At 72.4% G+C, this 16,449-nt stretch carries 14 protein-coding genes; 7 read left to right on the top strand and 7 right to left on the bottom strand.

Features of this window, described 5'->3' with window-relative positions:
- Positions 1 to 24: 24 nt before the first annotated feature.
- A complete protein-coding gene (locus C892_RS0100705) occupies positions 25 to 360 on the bottom strand; it encodes a hypothetical protein (protein ID WP_239647213.1) in 336 nt (111 codons plus the stop codon).
- A gap of 354 nt (positions 361 to 714) precedes the next feature.
- Between C892_RS0100705 and C892_RS0100700 the strand changes: the two genes are divergently transcribed.
- Positions 715 to 2,190, top strand: coding sequence for a polysaccharide deacetylase family protein (locus C892_RS0100700; RefSeq protein ID WP_017555597.1), 1,476 nt, complete (start codon positions 715 to 717; stop codon positions 2,188 to 2,190).
- A 40-nt stretch (positions 2,191 to 2,230) separates the two neighbouring features.
- On the opposite strand, the gene C892_RS0100695 is transcribed toward C892_RS0100700, so the two are convergent.
- On the bottom strand, positions 2,231 to 2,932 hold the full coding sequence (locus C892_RS0100695) for a GntR family transcriptional regulator (RefSeq protein ID WP_017555596.1): 702 nt from the start codon (positions 2,930 to 2,932) through the stop codon (positions 2,231 to 2,233).
- 190 nt (positions 2,933 to 3,122) lie between these two features.
- On the opposite strand from C892_RS0100695, the gene C892_RS0100690 reads away from it, so the two are divergent.
- From C892_RS0100690 to fdhD, 5 genes are all read left to right on the top strand, one after another.
- Complete coding sequence (locus C892_RS0100690) at positions 3,123 to 4,160, top strand: 2-dehydropantoate 2-reductase (protein WP_017555595.1); 1,038 nt, start codon at positions 3,123 to 3,125, stop codon at positions 4,158 to 4,160.
- Positions 4,161 to 4,231: 71 nt separating this feature from the next.
- On the top strand, positions 4,232 to 6,187 hold the full coding sequence (locus tag C892_RS0100685; protein ID WP_017555594.1) for a molybdopterin oxidoreductase family protein: 1,956 nt from the start codon (positions 4,232 to 4,234) through the stop codon (positions 6,185 to 6,187).
- A 256-nt stretch (positions 6,188 to 6,443) separates the two neighbouring features.
- Positions 6,444 to 8,438: an NAD(P)H-dependent oxidoreductase subunit E gene (locus C892_RS0100680; protein WP_017555593.1), complete on the top strand. Its 1,995-nt coding sequence runs from the start codon at positions 6,444 to 6,446 to the stop codon at positions 8,436 to 8,438.
- On the top strand, positions 8,435 to 9,436 hold the full coding sequence (locus C892_RS0100675; protein WP_017555592.1) for a 2Fe-2S iron-sulfur cluster-binding protein: 1,002 nt from the start codon (positions 8,435 to 8,437) through the stop codon (positions 9,434 to 9,436). Before C892_RS0100680 ends, C892_RS0100675 begins: the two co-directional genes overlap by 4 nt.
- A 55-nt stretch (positions 9,437 to 9,491) precedes the next feature.
- Positions 9,492 to 10,352 (top strand): formate dehydrogenase accessory sulfurtransferase FdhD, encoded by an 861-nt coding sequence (gene fdhD / locus C892_RS0100670; protein WP_017555591.1) that lies wholly within the window; start codon positions 9,492 to 9,494, stop codon positions 10,350 to 10,352.
- Positions 10,353 to 10,448: 96 nt separating this feature from the next.
- Here the strand turns inward: fdhD and C892_RS32045 are convergent, their stop codons facing one another.
- The 5 genes from C892_RS32045 to C892_RS28310 form a co-directional block, all read right to left on the bottom strand.
- A complete protein-coding gene (locus C892_RS32045) occupies positions 10,449 to 10,619 on the bottom strand; it encodes a hypothetical protein (protein WP_239647212.1) in 171 nt (56 codons plus the stop codon).
- A gap of 283 nt (positions 10,620 to 10,902) precedes the next feature.
- On the bottom strand, positions 10,903 to 11,697 hold the full coding sequence (locus C892_RS29855) for a hypothetical protein (RefSeq protein ID WP_017555589.1): 795 nt from the start codon (positions 11,695 to 11,697) through the stop codon (positions 10,903 to 10,905).
- Between the two features lie 23 nt (positions 11,698 to 11,720).
- On the bottom strand, positions 11,721 to 13,640 hold the full coding sequence (locus tag C892_RS0100655) for a hypothetical protein (RefSeq protein ID WP_017555588.1): 1,920 nt from the start codon (positions 13,638 to 13,640) through the stop codon (positions 11,721 to 11,723).
- 364 nt (positions 13,641 to 14,004) lie between these two features.
- A complete protein-coding gene (locus tag C892_RS0100650; protein WP_017555587.1) occupies positions 14,005 to 14,841 on the bottom strand; it encodes an NAD-dependent protein deacetylase in 837 nt (278 codons plus the stop codon).
- Between the two features lie 63 nt (positions 14,842 to 14,904).
- A complete protein-coding gene (locus C892_RS28310; protein WP_040685203.1) occupies positions 14,905 to 15,321 on the bottom strand; it encodes a YchJ family protein in 417 nt (138 codons plus the stop codon).
- Positions 15,322 to 15,439: 118 nt separating this feature from the next.
- On the opposite strand from C892_RS28310, the gene C892_RS0100640 reads away from it, so the two are divergent.
- Positions 15,440 to 16,447 (top strand): endonuclease/exonuclease/phosphatase family protein, encoded by a 1,008-nt coding sequence (locus tag C892_RS0100640; protein ID WP_017555585.1) that lies wholly within the window; start codon positions 15,440 to 15,442, stop codon positions 16,445 to 16,447.
- Positions 16,448 to 16,449: the final 2 nt, after the last annotated feature.

The raw sequence follows: 16,449 nt of genomic DNA, 5'->3' as shown, positions 1-16,449 counted from the left end.
CCGTCTGCTCCGCGAGAGGCGCGACTAGTAGGTCGTGGCCGTCCCGAGGTTGATGAAGAAGGCGAAGACGGAGACCACCAGGCCCAGGGCGAAGAGGATCCACCCGATCATCATGCAGATCTTGGCGGCCTTGGGGTTGCTCTCGGCCATCGACGCGGCGACGATGCCCAGCACGAGGGCGGGGATGTTGCAGCAGAAGAGGAAGCCCAAGATCGCCAGCGCGATCGCGGCGCCCTTGTTCGCGGGCGGCTCCGACGGCCCCATGGGCGGCGGGGGCGGCGGGGCGCCGTAGCCGCCCCCCGGGGGCGGAGGCGGCCCGTAGCCGCCCGGTCCCTGCGGTGGCGGTGGACCGTAACTCATACTCGGTTTCTCCTGGACTCGGGGAATCTCTGCATCGGCCTGACGCCGAAGCGCGCCGGCGGCCCGCCGATGATCTCACCTCGGACGGGAACCGGCGGTCCGCGGGTTCCCACTGCCGCCGGTTCGTTATCAGGACGTGTCCGAATCCACCGCTGCGGCGGCCTCATCCCGGGCATGACGGACGGAATGGCGAAGCGCGCACGGACGGCGACGCGCCGCGACCGCACGATTGCACGGCCGCCCCGCCTGCCCGTATGTTCACGGTGCGATCCGCCCGCGGGAGGACGGGCGCCGCCCCGGCCGCTCCTCGCCCCGCGCGTCGCCTTCCGACCCCCGAACCCCAGGTGGAGACCCGTGCCCGAGCTCAACCGGCGCCACCTGCGGCGCGCACCGGCCGTCGCCGCCGCCCTGGTCCTGCTCGCCGTCCCCGGGGCGGCCGCCGTGGGCCGGGACACCGCCCCCGAGGCGCCGCCCCTGGCGCTGGCCGACCCGCAGGAGGTGCCCGGGCTGGAGCTGGTCGAGCGGACGGCGGAGCACGGCGGGGTGCGCACCTCGCACACCTATCCGGTGGTGGAGGGGGCACCCGGCTTCGGCACAGAGGTGCGCACCGCCATGGCCGAGGCGCACACCGCCTTCCTGCGGGAACGGGACGGCGAGGAGCCCGCCGAGCTGGTGCAGCGCTCGGAGCCGCTGGCGGCCTCGGGGGAGGTGCTGGGGGTGCGGATCGCCCGCGAGGCCTCGGCGGGGGACGGTGGGCCCCGCACGGAGGGCGAGTCGCTGTGGTTCGACGGCGCCTCCGGCGCCGTGCTGCCGTGGACGGGGCTGTTGCGCGGGCCCGACGCGGTGGAGGCCCTGGACGCCGAGGTGGCCCGGGTGCTGCGGGAGCGCGGCGGGCTGGAGCCCGGCGAGCTGCCCGAGGGCCTGGAGTCGGACGGGTCCGCCGACCCGCTGGAAGAGGGCCCGCAGGGCGGCGCCGGGGACGCCCCCGAGGTCCGGCCCGGGGACGCCTGGAACCTCAGCACCGAGCTCGACGGCTCGCCCCTGGGCGACCTGGCCTTCGACACCGCCGGCGGGCTGGTGGTGACGGTGGCCGGACAGCGGGTGGCGGTCCCGGCCGGTGCGGCGGGCGGCCTGCTGTCGGAGTTCGGTGAGCGGGCGCGGGCGGCCGCGCTGTCCCGGGCCCCGCTGGACCTGGGGGAGGCCGACGGGCCGGCCCGTGCCGACCTGGACTGCGACCGGGTGCCGTGCGTGGCGCTGACCTTCGACGACGGCCCGAGCGAGCACACCGGGCGGCTGCTGGACATGCTGGAGGGGTACTCGGCCCGGGCCACCTTCTACATGCTGGGCAGCCTGGTCGGGGAGTCCCCGGAACTGGCGGCCCGGATCACCGAGGAGGGCCACGAGGTGGGCGGCCACTCCTGGAGGCACGACGACCTGACGGGCATGTCGGCCTCGGCGGTCGCCGACGACACGGTCCGCACGGCCGAGGCGATCGAGGAGGCCTCGGGCCAGTGGCCGCACACCATGCGACCGCCGTACGGCTCCTTCAACGCCACGACCGAGCGCAGCGTGGGCGCGCCCATCGTGATCTGGGACGTGGACACCCTGGACTGGAAGGTCCGCGACGCCGAGAAGGTGGCCGACACGGCCGTCGAGCAGACGCGCCCGGGGAGCATCGTGCTGATGCACGACATCCACGGCAGCACGGTGGACGCGGTCCCCGACATCCTCAGCCGCCTCCACGACGAGGGCTACCACTTCGTCACGGTCTCCCAGCTCTTCTCCGACCTGGACATGAAGAAGGGCGGCATCTACAAACGCCGGGAGTGACCCGCTTCGCGCCCCCGCGGAGTGAGCGGAGTCGGCGGAGTCAGACGGCCTTCGAGGAGTCGCCGCCCTCTCCCAGTTCCCGGTAGGCGGCGCGGGTGCGTTCGGTGTGGTCGGCCATCAGGCGGGCGGCGGTCGCGGGGTCCCCGGCCTCCACGGCGTCGATGATGCGGGCGTGCTCGTCCCAGGACGCCTGGCCGCGCGACCGGGCGATGGGGGCGTAGAACCAGCGCACCCGCCGGTCCACCTGGGCGGCGAGTTCGGCGAGGACCGTGTTGGCCGAGGACGCGATGAGCGCGCGGTGGAAGTCGGCGTTGGCGGTGACCGCCGCCTCGACCCGCTCCTCGCCCGCGGCCCGGGCGCCCTGGCGCCACAGGGTGCGCAGGCGGGCGATGTCCTCGGGGGCGGCGTTGCGCGCGGCCAGCCGGGCGGCCTCGGTCTCCAGCAGGGCGCGGACGGCCAGCAGCTGCTCGGCCTCGCTCTCGTCCGGGGTGTGCACGAACGCCCCGTAGCCGGGGCGCAGGTCGACCCACCCCTCGTTGCTGAGGCGCTGCAGCGCCTCGCGGACCGGCTGGCGGGAAACGCCCAGCCGGGCCGCCAGCTCGGTCTCCACCAGGTGCCGCCCCGGGGGCAGGGCACGGGTGGTGATGAGGTCGAGGAGGGCCTCGTATACCGCCTCGCGCAGCGGGGCCGGGCGTCGCACGGGGTCGGCCGCGCCGCCGGCGGTGGTCGTCGGAGAGGTCATGGACGGTCCTCCGGCTCCTCGGCGGTCATTGTCGACAGTGTACGAAACGCGCGGCGGACTGCGGGGAAAGAAGGCGAGAACTTCCCGGACCGGACGTGTTCCCGCCTCCTTCTCCCCCTCCGCGGAGGGTCACCCTCCCCGCACACGGTTATTGTATACAGTATTCCTTTCCCCGAGAGAAGGGACCCCCATGCGCATCGCCGTCCTGGGAGCCGGCGCCATCGGCGCCTATGCCGGCGCCGCCCTGCACCGGGCGGGCGCCGACGTCCACCTCATCGCGCGCGGCCCGCACCTGGAGGCCATGCGGGCCCACGGCGTCCGCGTGCTCAGCCCGCGCGGCGACTTCACCGCCCGCCCCCGCGCCACCGGCGACCCGGCCGAGGTCGGACCGGTCGACTACGTCCTGCTCGGCCTCAAGGCCCAGCACTACGCCTCCTGCGGCCCGATGCTGGCGCCCCTCATGGGCCCCGGCACCGCCGTCGTCGCAGCGCAGAACGGGATCCCTTGGTGGCTGTTCCATCGATCCGGGTGCCCCTGGGAGGGCCGCCGGATCGAGGCGGCCGACCCGGGCGGCGCGGTCAGTGCGACCATCCCGCCCGAGCGCGCGATCGGCTGCGTCGTCTACGCCGCCACCGAGATCGAGCGCCCCGGGGTCATCCGCCACATGGAGGGCACCCGGTTCTCCATCGGCGAGCCCGACCGGTCCGCCTCCGCCCGGTGCCGTGCCTTCTCTGAGGCGATGACCGCCGGCGGCCTCAAGTGCCCGGTCGAATCCGACATCCGGGAGGACGTGTGGGTGAAGCTGATGGGCAACGCCACCTTCAACCCGCTCAGCGCACTGACCCGGTCGACCATGGCGCAGATCTGCTCCTCCCCTGACACCCGCACCACCGCCGAGCTGATGATGCGCGAGACCCTCGAAGTCGCCGAGCGCCTCGGCGTCCACACCTCGATCTCGATCGAACGACGCATGGCGGGCGCAGAGCGCGCGGGGGACCACCGCACGTCGACGCTGCACGACGTGGAGCGCGGGCGGCCGATGGAGCTCGACGTCATCCTCGGCGCCGTGGTGGAGCTGGCCGACCTCACCGGCGTCGGCGCCCCGACACTGCGCACCGTGAACGCCTTGGCGTCGCTGCTCAACGCGCGCTTGGAACAGGGGACGGAGCGCCCGAAGGCCGCCGAGGGCGCGCCCATCGCCCCCTTGCCGCCATCCACCGGAAGTTGAATACTGTAGACAGTCATCAATGACCGCCCGCCGCACCCCCCGGACCACCCCTCCACCCCTGCGAGGCAACGATGCGATCGGACCGGCGGAGTCCCGCCTACCAACGACTGACCCGGCCCCTCGTCCGCGAGGACGGAGAGCTGCACCCCGCGACGTGGGACGAGGCCCTGGACCGCGCCGCGGAAGGGTTCCGCGGGGCCGTCCGGCGACACGGCCCCGACTCCTTCGCCATGCTCTCCTGCGCCCGCTCCACCAACGAGATGAACTTCATGGCGCAGAAGTTCACCCGCGCGGTGATCGGCACCAACAACGTCGACTCCTGCAACCGGACCTGCCACGCCCCCAGCGTCGCCGGGCTCGCCGCGGCGTTCGGCTCCGGAGGCGGCACCTCCTCCTACCACGAGGTCGAGGAGACCGACCTCATCGTCATCTGGGGCGGCAACCCCCGCAACGCGCACCCCATCTTCTTCCAGCACGTGCTCAAAGGGGTGCACAATGGCGCGCGGCTCTTCGTCGTCGACCCCCGCCGCACACCCACCGCCGAGTGGGCCGACCGGTGGCTCGGCCTGAACGTCGGGACCGACATCCCCCTGGCGCACGCCGTGGGGCGGGAGATCATCCGCTCCGGACTGGTCAACGAGACCTTCATCAGGCGCGCGACGACCGGGTTCGACGAGTACTGCGAACTCGTGGAGCCCTGGACGCTCAGCGCAGCCGAGGCCGAGACCGGCGTGCCCGCCGAGACCATCCGGGAGCTGGCGCACGCCTTCGCCCTGGCCGAGCGCGCGCAGATGTGCTGGACGCTCGGCATCACCGAGCACCACAACGCCACCGACAATGTGCGGTCGCTGATCAACCTTTCACTCCTGACCGGGCACGTCGGCCGCCCGGGGTCGGGGCTGCAACCGCTGCGGGGCCAGAACAACGTGCAGGGCGGGGGCGACATGGGCGCCATCCCCGACCGGCTGACCGGCTTCCAGGACATCCTCGACGCACGGACCCGTGAGCCGTTCGAGCGCGCGTGGGACACCCCCATCCAGCCCTACAAGGGCAAGAACCTGACCCAGATGTTCGAGGGCATGGACGGGGGCGAGGTCAAGGCGCTCTACGTCATCGGGGAGAACCCGGTGCAGTCCGAGCCCGAGACGGAGACGACGCTGCGCCGCCTCGGGCGCCTGGACCACATGGTCGTCCAGGACATCTTCCTCACCCGCACGGCCGAGCAGGCCGACGTCGTGCTCCCGGCGAGCGCGGCCTGGTGCGAGTCGGACGGGACCTTCACCAACAGCGAGCGCCGCGTACAGCTGGTGCGCAAGGCCGTGGACCCGCCGGACGGGGCGCGCGACGACATCGAGATCCTGTGCGCGCTGGCCGACCGGCTGGGGCACGCGTGGAAGACGCCGACCGCCGAGGAGGTCTGGAACGAGGTCCGGGCGCTGTCCCCCATCCACCGCGGGATGACGTACACGCGACTGGAGCAGGAGCAGGGGCTGCAGTGGCCGTGCTACTCCGAGGACCGGACCGAGCCGACGTACCTGCACGGGCGCCTGTGGTCGGAGGACCCGCAGGAGCGCGGGACGCCCGCGCCGTTCGGCATCGTGGGGCACTCTCCCCCGGTGGACCTGCTGGACGAGGAGTACCCGCTGCGGCTCACCACGGGCCGCCGCCTGGACGACTACAACACGGGCGTCCAGACGAGCGGGTTCTCCTCGCCTCTGAGGCGCGGGGAGCTGCTGGAGATGTCCCCTGAGGACGCCGCCGGGTTCGGCCTTGAGGACGGGGACGCGGTGCGGGTCTCCTCCCGGCGCGGCTCGGTCGTGGCGCCGCTGTCGGTGTCGGCGGGGCTCAGGCCGGGACTGGTGTTCATGACGTTCCACTTCCCCGACCAGGTGGACACCCAGCTCCTGACCATCGACGCGACCGACCCCGTGGCCGGCACCGCCGAGTACAAGGCGGCGGCCGTCCGCGTCGAGAAAGTCGAGAGGGCCGAGGGAGCCGAGACCGGAGACCGCGCGCCCGCGGCGTGACGGGCACTCCGCAGTACGCGGCCGGGGGCGAGGGCCCCTCGCCCCCGGCCGCGGCCATGCGTGCGCGAAAGGCGCCCACGGGCCCCTTCCGCCTTCTCCCGTCGGGGGTTGTCCCCGTCCAATCGAAGGCATACTGTAGCCCGTATACAAAATCCTGTGATCTGGACCACGCTCGACCGCGCGCCGCGCCCCGGCCCGGAAGGCCGCCCCGGCAGGCCGCGGCAGTGAGCGAGACCGTGAGAGGTGAGCGGAGAAGGTGGACCTTCAGCACCTGGACACGCCTCCGAGCGACGCCGAGCGCGCCGCCGTGGACGCCCTCCTCGGCCCGCCCGAGTCGGCCTGGGAGGGCGGCGAGCGCACCGGGACCGACCTGCGCCGGGCCGACGGCGGGCAGGCCGCCCGCGGCCGCCGCGACCTGCTGCTGCCCGCCCTGCACGCGGTCAACGACCGCATCGGGTGGATCAGCGAGGGCGCCCTGGGCTACATCTGCCGCCGGCTGACCGTCCCTCCGGCCGAGGCCTACGGCGTCGCGTCCTTCTACTCCATGTTCTCCCTGCACGAGCGCCCCGAGCGGGTCCTGCACGTGTGCACCGACATCGCGTGCGCCGCCAAGGGCTCGGGCCGGGTGTGCGACGCGCTCAAGGCGCACCTGGGGCCTCCCGGGCACGGGGCCGGCCCGGAAGGGGCGCCCTCCGGCTCCGACCCCGCCTGGGTGGAGAGCCCCTGCCTGGGGATGTGCGAGCGCGCCCCCGCGGCGCTCGCGATCGAGGCCGGCGACCCGCCCGCCTACGCGGTCTCGGCCCCCGCCGACCCGGAGGCGCTCTGCTCGGCGGAGGCCTCCGGGCGCCCGCCCGAGGGCGCACCCACCGCCCTCCCTCCCACCACCTTCGCCCCCGGGACGCTCGCCCCGCTGCCCGCCGAGCCGCCCGCGCACGCCGCCGTGCCCCAGGCCGGCGGCCCCGGGCTCCTGCTCCTCGGGCGCATCGGTACCACCGACCCCACGGACCTGGACTCCTACCGCGCCGCGGGCGGCTACACCGCCCTGCGCCGCGCGATCGCCCTGGGGCCCTCCGGCGTGATCCGCGAGGTCACCGACTCCGGGCTCGTGGGGCGCGGAGGCGCGGCCTTCCCGACCGGGCGCAAGTGGGCCGGGACCGCCCAGCGCCCCGAGGCGCCCCGCTACATCGTCTGCAACGCCGACGAGAGCGAGCCGGGGACCTTCAAGGACCGCGTCCTCATGGAGGGCGACCCGTTCTCGGTCATCGAGGCCATGACCGTCGCGGGCTTCGCGATCGGCGCGGCCCGGGGCTACCTCTACATCCGCGGCGAGTACCCGCTGGCGCTCACCCGGCTGGAGAACGCCATCGTCCGCGCCCGCGCGCGCGGGCTGCTCGGCCCCGACATCCTCGGGAGCGGGTTCTCCTTCGACATCGAGATCCGGCGCGGCGCGGGGGCCTACATCTGCGGTGAGGAGACCGCGATCTTCAACTCGATCGAGGGCCTGCGCGGCGAGCCCCGGAGCAAGCCGCCCTTCCCCGTCGAGCGCGGCCTGTTCGGGCGCCCGACGGCTGTGAACAACGTCGAGACCCTCGTCAACGTCCTGCCCGTCATGCACATGGGCGGCCCCGCCTACGCCGGCATCGGGACCGGCTCCTCCACCGGGCCCAAGCTCTTCTGCGTCTCGGGAACGGTCGGGCGCCCAGGGGTGTACGAGGTGCCGTTCGGGGCCACACTGCGCGAGCTCATCGACCTGGCCAACGCCGGACAGGAGGCGCCCCCGGTTCCGCGCGCCGTCCTGCTGGGCGGGGCGGCCGGCGGCTTCCTGCGCGGAGACGAGCTCGACGTGCCCCTCACCTTCGAGGGCGCGCGGGAGGCGGGGACGACCCTCGGCTCAGGCGTGGTCCTGGTGCTCGACGACACCGTGGACCTCCCCGCGGTGCTCGTGCGCATCGCCGCGTTCTTCCGCGACGAGTCGTGCGGCCAGTGCGTGCCCTGCCGCGTCGGAACCGTCCGCCAGGAGGAGGCGCTGGCGCGGCTCTCCGGCGGAACGGGCGACGGCTCCGACGTCGCCCTCCTGCGCGAGGTGGGGGCCGCCATGCGGGACGCCTCCATCTGCGGCCTCGGGCAGACCGCCTGGAACGCGGTCGAATCGGCGATCGACCGCCTCGGGGTGTTCGCGGAGGCGCCGCCTGTGAGGACATCCCTTCCCCTGACCACCGCCGCCCCGTCGAACACGAAGGAGGCGCAGTGACCGCCGCACCTGAGACCCCCGCAAGCTCCGGACCGGTCCCCCTCGCGCCGCCGCGCCGCCTCGTCGACGTCACCGTGGACGGGGAGCAGATCCGCGTCCCTGAGGGCTCGACCCTGCTCGACGCCTGCGAGGCGAAGGGGGTCGACGTTCCGACCCTCTGCTACGGCGACACCCTCACCCCGCGCAATGCCTGCCGGATCTGCGTCGTCGAGGTCGAGGGGGCGCGCACGCTCGCCCCGGCCTGCTCGCGCAAAGCCGAGGAGGGGATGAGCGTCCTCACCGACTCAGAGCGGGTCCGGCACAGCCGCAAGCTGGTCCTGGAACTGCTCGGGTCGTCGGTGGACCTGTCGACCACGCCGGGGGTGCCCGAGTGGAACGAGCGCTACGGGGCGGCCCCGGACCGGTTCGGCCCGCGCGCCGACCCCGCGCCCCTGGGCGAGCGGGACGCGCGCCACGCCGGTGAGCACGCACCCGTCGACGGGACGGCCGCCGCCACCGTCGAACAGCCCGCCAAGGACGACAACGACCTCTACGTCCGCGACTACGGCAAGTGCATCATGTGCTACAAGTGCGTGGACGCGTGCGGGGAGCAGTGGCAGAACACCTTCGCCATCGGTATCGCCGGGCGCGGGTTCGACGCGCGGGTGTCCACCGAATTCGACGTCGGGCTGCCCGACTCGGCCTGCGTGTACTGCGGCAACTGCATCGAGGTGTGCCCCACCGGGGCGCTGTCCTTCGCCACCGAGTTCGATATGCGCCGCGAGGGGACCTGGGACGAGGAGCGCCAGACGCGGACGACGACCGTGTGCACCTACTGCGGCGTCGGCTGCAACGTCACCCTGCACGTCCAGGACGGGGAGATCGTCAAGACCAGTTCGCCGCACGACAACCCGGTCACGCACGGCAACCTGTGCATCAAGGGCCGGTTCGGCTACCAGCACGTGCAGAACGCGCCCGGGAAGCGACAGGCGCGGGGCGGCGGGGAGACAATGGTGTGAGCCGCCCCGGGCAGGAACGCCGGGGCGGGCGCGACGCCGGAAGGGCTGAGGGCTCATGGGACGGGTGACCACCCGCGAGAAGGTGCTGCGGATCCGCGGTGCGGCGTCGGACGACCGCGCCGACACCCTCGTGGTGGAGGAGCCGCTGGAGATCCGCTTCGGCGGCGAGGCGCTCGCGGTCACGATGCGCACCCCCGGCGACGACTTCGACCTGGCCGCAGGGTTCCTGGTGAGCGAGGGCGCGGTGGCCGCCGCCGAGGACCTGGCCTCGATCCGCTACTGCGCCGGCGCCACCGAGGACGGGTCCAACACCTACAACGTGCTGGACGTGGCGGCGGCCCCGCACGTGCCGCCGCCGGACCCCTCGCTCCGGCGCAACTTCTCCACCACCTCGGCGTGCGGGCTGTGCGGCAAGGCCTCGATCGACGCGGTGCGCACCACCGCCCGCTGGGAGGTGGACCGGGACCCGCTGGAGCTGTCCCCGGGTCTGCTGGCCGCCCTGCCCGAGCGGCTCCGCGCAGCCCAGCGGGTCTTCGACCGCACGGGGGGCCTGCACGCGGCGGGCCTGTTCGACGCCGACGGGGAGCTGCTGTGCCTGCGCGAGGACGTGGGGCGGCACAACGCGGTCGACAAGCTGGTGGGCTGGGCGCTGCGCCGGGGAAGCCTTCCGCTGCGCCGCACGGTCCTGATGGTGTCGGGGCGGGCCTCCTTCGAACTGGTGCAGAAGGCCCTGATGGCGGGCATCCCCGCCCTCGCCGCCGTGTCCGCCCCGTCGTCCCTGGCGGTGGAGCTGGCCCGGGAGAACGGGCTGACCCTCGTCGGGTTCCTGAGGGGGGACTCCATGAACGTCTACGCCGGCCGAGAACGGATCACCCTGGAGACGGCGTCCCCGACGCCTATGGCGGCCCCGAGGTGACCCCCAGGCCGGACCCGTAGACGCGGAGCCGGCCGGCGCTTCCACAGCCCCCTGCGCCGGCCGGTTCCGACAGCCGCTCCGGCCCTGGCCGGCCCCCTAACCGGCGAGCAGGGCGCGCACCAGGCGCCCGAACACCAGGCGGCCGCCCAAGGCCACCGGAGCGTCGAGGACACGGGGAAGCCCGGCGACACGGACCTCCTCACGCCACAGCACCCGGCAGTGCCCGCCACTCCCGCCCACGACGATCTCGGCCCATCCCGTGACCACGGAACCGCGCTTCTCCAGTCGGCAGAAGCCCGGCCTTCCCTCCACGGGAGGGGACCACCGCACCACGTCCATGGGATCGTCGAACCCCAGCGGCCCGACCCCCGTACGCGCCGAGACCCGAGTCCCGACCCCGGTCGCCCCCGGGGGCTCGACGGTGACACGCGTCAGAGGAATACGCTCCCCATGCCGCCGCCAGTCCGTGATCCGCCCCCACGCCTCCTCAGGCCCCAACGCGACACGACGCACGATCCTGAAATAGGCCACGGGCCGATGGTAGACGAAGTCAGGCGGACGACGCCGGTTCCCCGACGCTCCATTGGCGCCGAAGACGCTCGGCCAAGTCGGTGCGCTCGAACCCTTCGAGGATGGTGACCAGCCGATCCACAATCGCCGACCTCTCCCACACCTCAAGGTCGGCGAGGAAGGCGTCCATCACGGGGGTCTCGGTTCCGTGGCCGCCCTCGGCGGTGATGCCTCCCACCTGTTCCGGAGGTGTCAGTAGTTCGTCGAGCTTGTCTCCGATCTCCGAGATGGCGGGCAGCTGCTCGGGGTGCTGCTCGAACCACCACACCCGGGCGAGAACGGAGTCGACCAGGACATCGCGTTGGAGCTCGCGCACACGTTCCATCCGCGCTCGGTGCGCGGCGGATCGGATCTCGTTCCTGGGACCGAGAACCTCCAGCTCCTTGGCCAGCTTCATGTCCTCGGGGTCGACGGCGAGTTCCACTGCGACTTGATGGGCCCTGACCTCCGCCCTCTCGAAGACGGGGTCATCGGCCAGTTCACACTTCAGTTCCGCTTCCGCAGCCCCCTTGTCTCCGAGAGTGAAGCGTGCGGAATGCGCTCCCGCCGACTTGATGACCTCCCGCTGAAGCTCCGCCAGCGCCCGCCTCCGCTCCACTTTCCCGATACCGTTCCAGGTGACCTCCATCGCGAAGGCGGCGTCGAACCAAAGCCCGTCGTTCCCGCTCGGAAGACGCGTCTCGAAATCGACGTAATCCTCGGGAGCTCGGAAGGCGATGCTCCATGACGGAATGGTAGGCCGCTCCCCCTTGGATTCGGAATTGAACAACGGCATACGATCCACCTTTCAGGACATGCTCAGCGCTCGTCGTTGATCTGTGCGTACAGTCGCTCGATGGCCGCGACCCGCCGCCCATGGGCGAGACGCCAGCGGTTGATGGCCCGGATCGACATGGCGGCCAGTTCCGGATCGGAGGACGCCGCCGCACGGAGGGAGGCCGGGACGGGCTCCATGAGGTTCGCCTGCGTCTCGAAGGCGTCGAGCCAGGCCCACATGGCCCTAGACGTCTGTCCCGGATCCGCTGAGAGCGTCCTCCAGCACTCCGTGATGGTGTCCTGAGTGACCCTGCCTGCGGCGAGGTCGGCAAATATCGATGGGACCGGTGCGCCTCTCTGACCGTCTCTACGGGTCAGCAGGCGCGCCAGCCCCTGAACGGCGAAGTGCCGCCGGTGCCCGTGCCAGGCCGAGTCGCCACCCCAGGTGGTGAGCTCCTCGAGAACCGCTTCGAGGTTGTCCTGCTCCTGGGCGATGTTCTCGATGATCCCGACGATCGAGTCCGCCCACTGGTGGGGAACCCTGGCGGCGATGAGGCGGAGGCGCACCATCGCCGACCGCGGCTGGGCGCGCCCGTACACGCCGCACACCTCGGCCGCCATGCGCAGTCTCCAGGTGCCTCCGCTGTGCGCGATCTGGTACAGCTCCGCTCGGACCCGGCTCCCGATCTCCACGGTCACGGCGGCCTCGGCGACGGCGGGGACCGCCGACCATATGAGTCTCGGGGTGCTTCCCCACTCCCTCATCAGCTCGATGACGGGGGCGGGGTCGGAGTGGCGCAGCCCGAGGCGGAGCCAGCGGTCGGCGAGCCCCCTCTTGTCCTGGACCGAGAGGGCCTCGGCGGTCTCCCTGGACCATTCCAGGAGACCGGAACGGGCGTGGGGGTGCTCGCGCCAGAGGTGATCGAGGGCCGCACCGCCGAGTTCGGGACGGGTGAACCGGATCCGGTCGCCGGTCACCTCCGCGGGGAAATCGCGCAGCAGTTCGGACAGTCCCCGCCCGGAGATGGGGGTCCTCCATACCGAAGGGATCTTCCAGCGGTCGGCCAGGGCATGGGCCCGCTCCAGCACGACCGGGCAGGGAGCGCCTTCGAGCAGGGCGACCGCTTCCAAGAGGACGCGCTGGAACTCATCGGCGTGGTCGCGGGAGGCGAACCAGGTGCGCAGCCGCTTCGCCGAGTCCGCGAAGGTCTCGACGACCGAATCGACCCACGCCCGGTAGGCGTCCTCGCCCAAGGTCTCCCCCTCCGGACGATCGCGTGCCGCCAGCCCCGCGAGCTGAGTGGCCCGGCCCGGCTCCGCGTTCTCCAGTGCGGTCCGCACCGCCCCGTTGCCGCACCAGCGGTCGGCGTCGGCCGCGCTCGTCCTGTACCGCATGGAGGCGTGGAAGACCTCCAACGGAGGCGGCGGCTCTTCGATCTCCAGCCAGGCGTACGCCTCTCCGAACTCCTCGGTCCACTGTCTGGGGTTCACGATCACGATGAGGACGGTCCCCGCCTCGCGCACTCGGGCGGCGAAGGACCGGACGGCCGCCTGCTGTGTCCGACCGATGTCGCCCGCGTGCGAGACGTCGATGAGGTAGGTCCGGTCCTTGTCGACGGTGACGGAGGACAGGCCGGCATCCCGTTCGCTCAGGTCCGGCATCTCTTCTTGGATCGGGGTCTCCGGCCGGAGCGCGGCGAGAGCGTGGATCGCACTGGCGCCCCTGCCGGTCCCCGGTTCGCCCACGACGATGCCGACCCCGGCTTGCCTCAAGTCCCCCTCGAAGCGGTCGTAGCCCTTGCAGGCGACGTACGTGGCGCGGATGGTCGCGATCTTCCGCTCGTCGATGCGCAGCGCGCTGCGGACCCGCTCGGCGACCTCATCGGAGTAGACGTACGAGTGATAGGAGATCCCACCATTGACCTGGCCGGCCTGGACCGCCTGCCCTCTGTTCGAGGCCATGTGCGAACGCGTCGGCCAGCCGTTGTCCGGACCGCTCTTCGGAGCTTCCTCCCCGGGCCGGGGCCCGTCGGAATCCCGCGGGCCGGGCTCGCCCGGGGCCGATCCTCCTTCGGCCGCCTGCCCCGGGCCCTCGCGACCGCTCGCCTCCTCGCCTGGGGACTCGGCCCTGGGTTCCTCAGGGGTGCCTGATTCCGGTGTGCCAGCGCGGCGGGGGGTGTCCGCCATCGTCGGAACTCCTCATGGTTCGGGGGTGCGGCCGTGCAACTGCACGCCCCCGACCTTCGCCCATTCATGGGGCGCTATGTGTACAGAATCGAACACATGGCGATCTTCAATCGGCCTCGGCCGGTAGAGGGAACAGGGCTCAGGCCCCGTAGGCCTCCGCCAAGGCCTTCAGGACCTCGGAGCAGCCTGCGTCGAGTTTCACCGTCGCCGACTCGTCGGCGCGGGTCTCGCCGCGGTTCACGATGGCGACGGGCTTGTCCTGCTTGGCCGCGTGCCTGACGAACCTGCGGCCCGACAGGACGGTCAGGGACGAGCCCGCCACAAGCAGGGACGCCGACGCGTCCACCAGTGCGTAGGCCTCGAGCACGCGCTCCTTGGGGACGTTCTCGCCGAAGTAGACGATGTCCGGCTTCAGCATGCCCCCGCAGAACTCGCAGTCGGCGACGCGGAAGCCCTCCGTGGAGGCCAGGACCGCGTCGGCGTCGGGGGCGACCTCCACGTCGGCGACGCTCTCGGCGAAGCGGGGGTTGAGCTCGGTCAGGCGCTCGGCCAGGTGGGCCCGGCCGATCGTCCTCCCGCACGACAGGCACACCACCCGGTCGAAGCGCCCGTGCAGGTCGATCACCCTCCGGCTCCCCGCCTCCTCGTGCAGGGTGTCGACGTTCTGCGTGATGACGCCGGACACCGCGCCCGCCGCCTCCATGCGCGCGAGCGCCGTGTGCCCGCCGTTGGGGCGGGTCGCCTCCATGTAGTGCCATCCCACGTGGTTGCGGGCCCAGTAGTGGCGGCGGAAGGCCGGGTCCCCGACGAACTGCTGGTAGGTCATCGGCCTGCGGGGCGGCGAATCCGGGCCGCGGTAGTCCGGGATCCCCGAGTCGGTCGAGATCCCCGCCCCGGTCACCACAGCGATCGGCCCGTCCCCCAGAACCTCCCGCAACCGCGCGGCCGCCGCGGCCGGGCTCTGGGCCTGCGTCATCTGAACCACGCAGACGAGCCTATGCGCGCCGGGCAAGCGGCCGGGCGCATCAGCGTCCGCGGGTCATCCCTTCACATCACCGTCGACGTAGGTCCAGCGGCCCTCGTGGCGGGTGAAGCGGCTCTTCTCGTGGAGGCTTCCGGCGGCACCGCCATGGCGGTAGGAGGCCCGGAATTCGACCGTTCCCTCGGTATGGAAGGCCGTCCCTCCGGTCGTGGACAGGATCTCCAACCCCGTCCACCGCATTGCGGGGTCCAGGTCCAGTTCCCGAGGGCGGGTGCTGGGATGCCAGCTCTGCTTCACGTAAGCGGCGTCGCCCACAGCGAAGGCGCTGTACCTGGAACGCATGAGCTCTTCTGCGCTGGACGCCGAACGCGTCCCCCGGTGCAGGGGAGCGCAGCATTCGGCATAGGCGCCGCCCTTGCCGCACGGGCAGGGCCGGCCGGGGGCATCGGTGGTGTCGGGGCGTCGTCGGGACATGCCCCCATTCTCCCGGCGCGACGGTGCCGGTTTACACCCTGTCCTGCAGCGCGCATGCTGGGGCCACACCGATTCGCAGCGGGAGGAAGACACCGGGGGGAGGAAAGCGAGGCCGAGCATGGCCGCGATCCACGTCGCCTGGTGGAATGTAGAGAACCTCTTCGATGTCGAGGACTCCCCGCGCCGCAGCGAGAAACTGACCCGTGTCCTCGGGTCGTCACTGGAGGGCTGGACCGCCGGGCTCTTAGAGCGCAAGGTCGACCGGCTCGCGTCGGTCATCGCGGGAATGAACGCCGGACGCGGCCCCGACCTGCTCGGGGTCTGCGAGGTGGAGAACGAGCACGTGCTGCGCCTGCTCGCCGAGGCCGTCCGCTCCCGGCTGGGGCGCCCCTTCCGCACGGCGCACGCCGACACCTCCGACCGGCGGGGCATCGACATCGCCTTCCTCTACGACCCCGACCTGCTGCAGGTGCCGCCCGAGGCGGTCTACCAGCACGTCGTCATGCGCCGGACCGGTACCCGGGAGATCCTCCAGGTCAACTTCCGCACCCGGGCGGGCACGACCTGGGCGGTCTTCGGCAACCACTGGCCCTCGCGCAGCGGAGGGCGGTGGGAGTCGGCCGCCTATAGGGCCGTGGCCGGCGAGACCCTGGCCTACTTCCACCAGCGCGCCCTGGAAGTGCACGGGCCGCGGACCCCCGTGCTGGCCATGGGCGACTTCAACGACGAGCCCTTCGACACGTCCCTGGTCCAGCACGCGGTGAGCACCCGCCAGCGCGCGAAGGTCCTCAACGCGGTCTCGGTTCCGCGCCTGTGGAACCTGATGTGGCCGCCCCTGGGAAGCGAGGCCCCCGACGGCTCCGACAGGGGGCCGACGGGGACCTTCTACTTCAACAACTTCGCGAACATGCTGGACCAGTTCCTGGTGAACCGGAACATGGTCACGCGCGGCTCACCGCTCAGGGCGCTCCCCGAGTCGGTCCGCATCGTCCACGACCCCAAGGACATGGTGTCGACCGGCACCTACCCCTCCCCCGTCGGGTTCGGTGGGATGGGCAAGCCGGTCGACACCTCCGGCTACTCCGACCACTACCCCGTCACCATGGACGTCGAGACGTCCGAGTGACG

The organism is Nocardiopsis baichengensis YIM 90130, from assembly GCF_000341205.1.
Classification (GTDB): domain Bacteria; phylum Actinomycetota; class Actinomycetes; order Streptosporangiales; family Streptosporangiaceae; genus Nocardiopsis_A; species Nocardiopsis_A halophila.
This window is presented reverse-complemented; position numbering and strand designations above follow the sequence as displayed.

What these genes read in the sequence shown, in the direction of transcription:
- C892_RS0100705 (WP_239647213.1), bottom strand. Translation starts at nt 360, where the DNA reads ATGAGTTACGGTCCACCGCCACCGCAGGGACCGGGCGGCTACGGGCCG.
- C892_RS0100695 (WP_017555596.1), bottom strand. Translation starts at nt 2,932, where the DNA reads ATGACCTCTCCGACGACCACCGCCGGCGGCGCGGCCGACCCCGTGCGA.
- C892_RS0100690 (WP_017555595.1), top strand. Translation starts at nt 3,123, where the DNA reads ATGCGCATCGCCGTCCTGGGAGCCGGCGCCATCGGCGCCTATGCCGGC.
- C892_RS0100685 (WP_017555594.1), top strand. Translation starts at nt 4,232, where the DNA reads ATGCGATCGGACCGGCGGAGTCCCGCCTACCAACGACTGACCCGGCCC.
- fdhD (WP_017555591.1), top strand. Translation starts at nt 9,492, where the DNA reads ATGGGACGGGTGACCACCCGCGAGAAGGTGCTGCGGATCCGCGGTGCG.
- C892_RS29855 (WP_017555589.1), bottom strand. Translation starts at nt 11,697, where the DNA reads ATGCCGTTGTTCAATTCCGAATCCAAGGGGGAGCGGCCTACCATTCCG.
- C892_RS0100655 (WP_017555588.1), bottom strand. Translation starts at nt 13,640, where the DNA reads ATGGCCTCGAACAGAGGGCAGGCGGTCCAGGCCGGCCAGGTCAATGGT.
- C892_RS0100650 (WP_017555587.1), bottom strand. Translation starts at nt 14,841, where the DNA reads ATGACGCAGGCCCAGAGCCCGGCCGCGGCGGCCGCGCGGTTGCGGGAG.
- C892_RS28310 (WP_040685203.1), bottom strand. Translation starts at nt 15,321, where the DNA reads ATGTCCCGACGACGCCCCGACACCACCGATGCCCCCGGCCGGCCCTGC.
- C892_RS0100640 (WP_017555585.1), top strand. Translation starts at nt 15,440, where the DNA reads ATGGCCGCGATCCACGTCGCCTGGTGGAATGTAGAGAACCTCTTCGAT.